Source organism: Streptomyces sp. AcH 505 (assembly GCF_000818175.1).
GTDB lineage: Bacteria > Actinomycetota > Actinomycetes > Streptomycetales > Streptomycetaceae > Streptomyces.
This window is the reverse complement of sequence record NZ_JTIY01000001.1, coordinates 1,718,557-1,724,485: the sequence shown is the minus strand read 5'-3', so window position 1 is coordinate 1,724,485 and position 5,929 is coordinate 1,718,557. Positions and strand designations below refer to the sequence as shown.

The window sequence follows — 5,929 nt, the reverse complement described above, 5'->3', positions numbered from 1 at the left end:
GTGGCCGCGGCTGCGGAGCCCGAGCCGCGCGGCGACAGCTGGGAGCGCCGGCTGGCCGGCGGGCTGGCGTTCCTGCGGCGGCGGGTCACCGGGGATTACGAGGTCGACGAGTTCGGGTACGACAAGGAGCTGACCGACCAGGTCCTGATGTCGCTGATCCGGCCGCTGTACGAGAAGTACTTCCGCGTCGAGGTGAAGGGCATCGAGAACATCCCGGCGGAGGGCGGGGCGCTCGTGGTGGCCAACCACTCGGGGACGCTGCCGTGGGACGGGCTGATGATGCAGGTCGCCGTCCATGACAACCATCCCGCCGAGCGGCATCTGCGGCTGCTGGCCGCCGATCTGGTCTTCATGATGCCGGTCGTCAACGAGCTGGCGCGCAAGGCCGGGCACACCCTGGCGTGCGCGGAGGACGCGGAGCGGCTTCTGCAGCGCGGCGAGGTCGTCGGGGTGATGCCGGAGGGCTTCAAGGGCATCGGCAAGCCGTTCAGCGAGCGCTACAAGCTGCAGCGGTTCGGCCGGGGCGGGTTCGTGTCGACGGCGCTGCGCGCGGGGGCGCCGATCGTGCCGTGCTCGATCGTCGGGGCCGAGGAGATCTATCCGATGCTCGGCAACGCGAAGACGGTCGCGCGGCTGCTGGGGATCCCGTACTTCCCGCTGACGCCGACGTTTCCGTGGCTGGGACCGCTCGGGGCGGTGCCGCTGCCGACGAAGTGGACGATCCAGTTCGGTGAGCCGATCCCCACGGACGGCTACCCGCCGGAGGCGGCGGAGGATCCGATGCTGATGTTCAACCTGACGGACCAGGTGCGGGAGCAGATCCAGCACACGCTGTACAAGCTGCTGGTGCAGCGGCGGTCCGTCTTCTTCTGAGGTCTTCTGAGTTCTTCTGAGGTCGGCCGCCGGGACATGGCTGAGGCGCGGCGCTCCCTATCGGGTGCGCCGCGCCTCAGCCGTGATCAGTCGGCGTCTTCCGCGTTCAGGCCGAGGCCCGGCAGCAGATCCGGCAGCAGGGGCGGGATCGTGACGTCCGGACCGGGGTTGCCGTTGTCCTGCTTGTCGGGCGGGGACGACGGTTCGTCGCTGTCCGACGGGGGGTCGAGCAGTCCGCCCGCACCGCCGTCGAGGAGGCCCTTGTCCGGCGTGCTGCCGGAGTGCGAGCGGGATCCCGACGGTGAGGGGGTGCCGCTCTCGTGGTGCGGGCCGCCGCTCTCGCTCTTGTGCGCTGAGGAGGGCGAGGGACTGTCCTTGTGGGCGGAGCCGCCGGCGTCCTGGGTGGAGCCGGGGCTGGTGGAGGTGGAGCGGTGGCGCTTCTCCGGGGTGGGTGGCAGCAGGGACTGGAGCGGGGCGACCTCTTCGTCTATGGCGTCGAAGACCGAACTGACCTGGTTTCCGACGTCGGTGAGCTGTACGGGCAGCCGGTCACGCACCCCGTTCCACGCCTGGCGGTGCGAGGCGGAGAACGACGAGAGCGTGGCGATCGGGCCGAGCGAGCCGTCCCGTTCGTACGCCTGGTGGAGCAGCCGGTGGCCTTGCGTGGCGTCGTACTTCATCCCGCTCAGCGCGCGCCGGATCTCGTTCAGCTGCTCGTGGTCGAGATGGCCGACGCGGTCGCGTTCGAGGAGCCGGCGGGCTTCGTTGAGACGGGTCGAGGCGTGGTCGAGGTAGATCCCGCCCCGCGCGGAGTCGTCCCCCGCCATGCCGAGCTTGAAGTCCTCCATGCCGCGTTTGAGCCCGTAGAGCGAGTCACCCGGCAGTGCGTTGTTGCTTGCCGCTGCCACGCCGCCGAACGCGCCGGCTGCCACGCCGACCGTGAGTCCGCCGGCGGCGAGACTCTTCGACCAGCGGGACCGCGGGCGCAGCTTCCGGAGCGGGGAGGCCCGGTGGGCACCCCTGCCTGCCGTCCGCTGCTCGGGCACCGTGGGGCCCGACGTCACACCTCCGCCGATTGTGCCTTCCCGCAGCATGGTCTCCATGGCTGCCACGAGCTGTGCTCGTTGCACCACTTTGACCTCGGGGTCCAGCGTCGGTCTCGGCAGTTCGCCGAGCCCGCTCGCCAGGGCCAACAGCCGCCCCTGTTCGGCCGGTTCGGCCGAATCGGCGGGCTGTTCGGCCGCCGCGCCCTGGACCGTCTGGTCTTCCAGGGCCTGGGCGAAGGCGTTCGCCCGCCGGTGTGACGAAACGTTCGCGATCACTGGCGGCACCTCCTCTCGTCATGACGATCGACTCCCCTGGGGGTCCGGAAGGTTGCACGCCTTGAGCGCAGCCACACGATCGAGTGAGTGGCTGCGAGCACGGCGTGACCGCAGGGAGCCTGCATCCCGCACAACGAGCGGCGCGGCACTTGGGTTACGCGCGACGGATGATCGGACCAGTGCGTCATCGAGGCGTCACCGACTGTGAGTTGGGTCTTCGGCCGGACAGGGCCCACCAGGGGTGGGCGGGGGTCGAGGGTGGTTCGGTCAGCGGGCGTCTTCCGGGAGCAGCCGGGCCAGGGTGCGGACGGCCCGGTACTGCAAGGTCTTGATCGCTCCTTCGTTCTTGCCCATGACCCTGGCCGTTTCGGCGACCGAGAGGCCCTGCAGGAAGCGCAGTGTCACGCACTCCTGCTGCTGGGGGTTGAGCTTGCGTACGGCTTCGAGCAGCGCCGCGTTGGAGAGGGACTCCAGGACGGAGTCCTCCGGGCTGCGTGCCACCTCGTTGGCGTCGAGCATCTCGCCCGTGGTCACTTCCAGTCGGAAGCGGCTCGACTTGAAATGGTCGGCGACCAGGTTCCGGGCGATCGTGACCAGCCAGGCGCCGAAGTCGCGCCCTTGCCAGGTGAAGGTGGAGATCCGGCGCAGGGCGCGCAGGAACGTCTCGCTGGTGAGGTCTTCCGCGGTCGCCTTTCCGCCCACGCGGTAATAGATGTAGCGGTAGACGGTGTCGCTGTACTGGTCGTACAGCCGGCCGAACGCGTCGGCCTCACCGGCCTGGGCGCGCTCGACGAGATCCATCATGCGCGCGCTGTCGCTGTCGGCGCTGGGCCGGCGAGCGGTGGTCGATGCGGCGGCGCTGCTTCGGCTTCCCCGTCTGCCGACTGCCGCACCGCCGCTCGCCAGGGCATAACAAGGTCCGATAGGGCCGCTCACGGCAGGGGCCGGTGCGGCGAAGGCGGGGACGGCGTACGCGGTGGGGACGAAGCCGCGCAAGTGGTCGAGGACCGTTGCGCGCAGCGTAGCCAGGCCCGAGGCGTCAACCCCGACGTGTGGGTACACGGGACTCCCAGAGGCAGAGCTTCCATCACGTGCAGTGCGGGACCGTTCACTCGTCGTGGCGACGTGTGGGGTCCGGTATGCGTCTGAGGAGAATAACGCTTCGTACAGGCATCGCTACACCCAGTTGCTCAAATCACCGATTAGGTCGCTTCTGTGGCGTCTGGGTAGCGCTTTAAGTCGCACATCGTGATCGCTAATTGATCAGATTGCGTCAAGATCTGTCCGCGGCCGGACCGCTCCGGGGGTGTGGCGGATACCTGTCAGCGGTAGCGGCGGCGCAGCGCCACGGCGGCTGCCGTACCGCCCGCGAGGGCGCCCACTCCGGCGGCGGCCGGGATGCCGACCTTGGCCGCCTTGCGGCCGGTGCGGTAGTCGCGCAGGCGCCAGTCCAGCTGCCGCGCGTGCTTGCGGAGTTTGGTGTCCGGGTTGATCGCGTACGGGTGCCCGACGAGCGAGAGCATCGGGATGTCGTTGTGGGAGTCGCTGTACGCGGCGCACCGTTCGAGGTCGAACCCCTCGGCCGCGGCGAGCGCGCGTACGGCCTCGGCCTTGGCCGGGCCGTGCAGCGGCTCGCCGACGAGCTTGCCCGTGTACACGCCGTCGACGGATTCGGCGACGGTGCCCAGCGCGCCGGTCAGGCCGAGCCTGCGGGCGATGATGGTCGCCGTCTCGACGGGCGCCGCCGTGACGAGCCAGACCTGCTGGCCGGCGTCGAGGTGGGCCTGGGCGAGGGCGCGGGTGCCCGGCCAGATGCGGTCGGCCATGTATTCGTCGTAGATCTCCTCGCCGATCGACATCAGCTCGGAGACGCGGTGGCCCTTGACGATGGACAGGGCGCTGTCGCGCGCGTCCTGCATGTGTTCCGGGTCCTCGACGCCTGCCAGCCTGAACCACGCCTGCTGCCAGGCGAACCTGGCCAGCTCGCGGCGCTGGAAGAACTTCCGCTTGTAGAGGCCGCGGCCGAAGTGGAAGATCGCGGCGCCCTGCATCACGGTGTTGTCGAGGTCGAAGAAGGCGGCTGCCCGCTCGTCGCCGATGACGGGGAAGTCGGGCGTCCGCCCGGGGTCTTCGTCCGCGCCCTGCGCCGCCGGGTCCTGCTGGTCCAGCAGGTCCGGCAGGACCTGGGAGCCTTGCGAGGACTTGCGTGCTGCCTCGGCTGCGGCTTCGCCTGCCAGCACGCTCCGGGGTGTCGCGGAGCGCCTACGGGGGGTGAGCCATCCCAGTGCGGCCATATCGTGAGCATAGCCAGTCTGTCTGTCAGTTCCTGACGTGTCGTGGCGCCGAGGGCGTGAACTCTCCACGACCGGTGTGTTAATCGGGAGATCCCGGGCGGCTGTGGATGACCGGCGGCTTCTCGCGCCGGTCGGGCGGAGAATGGGGTCCATGAGTCCTCTGTTGCGGCGTGGCGTGAAGAAGAAGGATGCGGCCGAGCGTGTTGTGACGCTCATCTCCAAACCGGGGTGTCATCTCTGTGACGACGCGCGCTCGGTCGTCGAGGCCGTGTGCGCCGAGGCGGGTGCGGTCTGGGAGGAGAAGGACATCTCGCGGGACGAGGCGCTGCACCGGGAGTACTGGGAGCAGATTCCGGTGGTCCTGGTCGACGGCGAGCAGCACACGTTCTGGCGGGTGGACGCCGATCGGCTCCGTCGCGAACTGGGGGCCTGACCGAAAAGGCGGTTACCATCGTGGGCGCTTTGCTGGTGTTTTCTCAGGTCCCGGGGGCGTATTCGTGAGGAGTGTGTACGGCTTTGCCCCCTTCGTGTGTGCAACGGGCTGACGTGGCCGGCGGTTCCTCCGGCGGCCGATCGGGACGCGTGACCCCGGTCACTTTGCTCGGACAAAGCGGACACCATCTTTGTGCACGCGTTCACAAAGACATAGCCTGCATTCGACGGGGCGGTCCTGGGACATACGGCCGCCTGCAGCCCCGCTCATCCCGCAGGAGCACCGTGGCAACTGGCCGAACTCACCGACCGGCGACCCGTAGCCGAGGAATCCCCGAGGCAACCGTCGCCCGGCTTCCGCTGTATCTGCGAGCGCTCACCGGACTCTCGGAGCGCTCGGTCCCCACGGTCTCGTCCGAGGAACTGGCCGCGGCCGCCGGGGTCAACTCCGCGAAGCTGCGCAAGGACTTCTCGTACCTCGGCTCCTACGGGACCCGCGGTGTGGGCTACGACGTCGAGTATCTCGTGTACCAGATCTCGCGTGAGCTCGGCCTCACCCAGGACTGGCCGGTCGTGATCGTCGGTATCGGTAACCTCGGCGCGGCGCTCGCCAATTACGGCGGGTTCGCCTCGCGCGGCTTCCGGGTCGCGGCCCTGATAGACGCCGATCCCGCGATGGCCGGCAAGCCGGTCGCCGGGATGCCCGTCCAGCACTCGGACGAGCTGGAGAAGATCATCAGTGACAACGGTGTCTCGATCGGTGTCATCGCCACCCCCGCGGGAGCGGCGCAGGCCGTCTGTGAACGGCTCGTCGCCGCCGGTGTCACGTCCATCCTCAACTTCGCGCCGACCGTCCTGACCGTTCCCGACGGTGTCGACGTGCGCAAGGTCGATCTCTCCATCGAGCTGCAGATCCTCGCCTTCCACGAGCAGCGCAAGGCCGGCGAGGACGCCGCGGCCGAGGCGGCGGAAGCAGCGGCGGCGCCGCCGCCCGTCGCGCCCCCGGCG

The 5,929-nt window shown here is 69.4% G+C and carries 6 protein-coding genes; 3 read left to right on the top strand and 3 right to left on the bottom strand.

Features of this window, described 5'->3' with window-relative positions:
- Window positions 1-873 (top strand): lysophospholipid acyltransferase family protein (locus tag HY68_RS08020; protein ID WP_063779624.1); only part of this gene is annotated, 873 nt, incomplete at its 5' end.
- A gap of 86 nt (window positions 874-959) precedes the next feature.
- Here HY68_RS08020 and HY68_RS08015 read toward each other — a convergent pair.
- From HY68_RS08015 to HY68_RS08005, 3 genes are all read right to left on the bottom strand, one after another.
- A complete protein-coding gene (locus HY68_RS08015) occupies window positions 960-2,195 on the bottom strand; it encodes a DUF5667 domain-containing protein (RefSeq protein ID WP_041986192.1) in 1,236 nt (411 codons plus the stop codon).
- Window positions 2,196-2,462: 267 nt separating this feature from the next.
- Window positions 2,463-3,257, bottom strand: a complete 795-nt coding sequence (locus HY68_RS08010) for an ECF subfamily RNA polymerase sigma factor, BldN family (RefSeq protein WP_041986189.1) — start codon at window positions 3,255-3,257, stop codon at window positions 2,463-2,465.
- A gap of 260 nt (window positions 3,258-3,517) precedes the next feature.
- Window positions 3,518-4,489, bottom strand: coding sequence for an HAD-IB family hydrolase (locus HY68_RS08005; RefSeq protein WP_041986187.1), 972 nt, complete (start codon window positions 4,487-4,489; stop codon window positions 3,518-3,520).
- Between the two features lie 151 nt (window positions 4,490-4,640).
- Between HY68_RS08005 and HY68_RS08000 the strand changes: the two genes are divergently transcribed.
- Together HY68_RS08000 and HY68_RS07995 are read left to right on the top strand one after the other, a co-directional pair.
- A complete protein-coding gene (locus HY68_RS08000; RefSeq protein ID WP_041986185.1) occupies window positions 4,641-4,922 on the top strand; it encodes a glutaredoxin family protein in 282 nt (93 codons plus the stop codon).
- A gap of 284 nt (window positions 4,923-5,206) precedes the next feature.
- Window positions 5,207-5,929 (top strand): redox-sensing transcriptional repressor Rex (locus HY68_RS07995; protein WP_063779700.1); only part of this gene is annotated, 723 nt, incomplete at its 3' end.

What these genes read in the sequence shown, in the direction of transcription:
- HY68_RS08000 (WP_041986185.1), top strand. Translation starts at nt 4,641, where the DNA reads ATGAGTCCTCTGTTGCGGCGTGGCGTGAAGAAGAAGGATGCGGCCGAG.
- HY68_RS08005 (WP_041986187.1), bottom strand. Translation starts at nt 4,489, where the DNA reads ATGGCCGCACTGGGATGGCTCACCCCCCGTAGGCGCTCCGCGACACCC.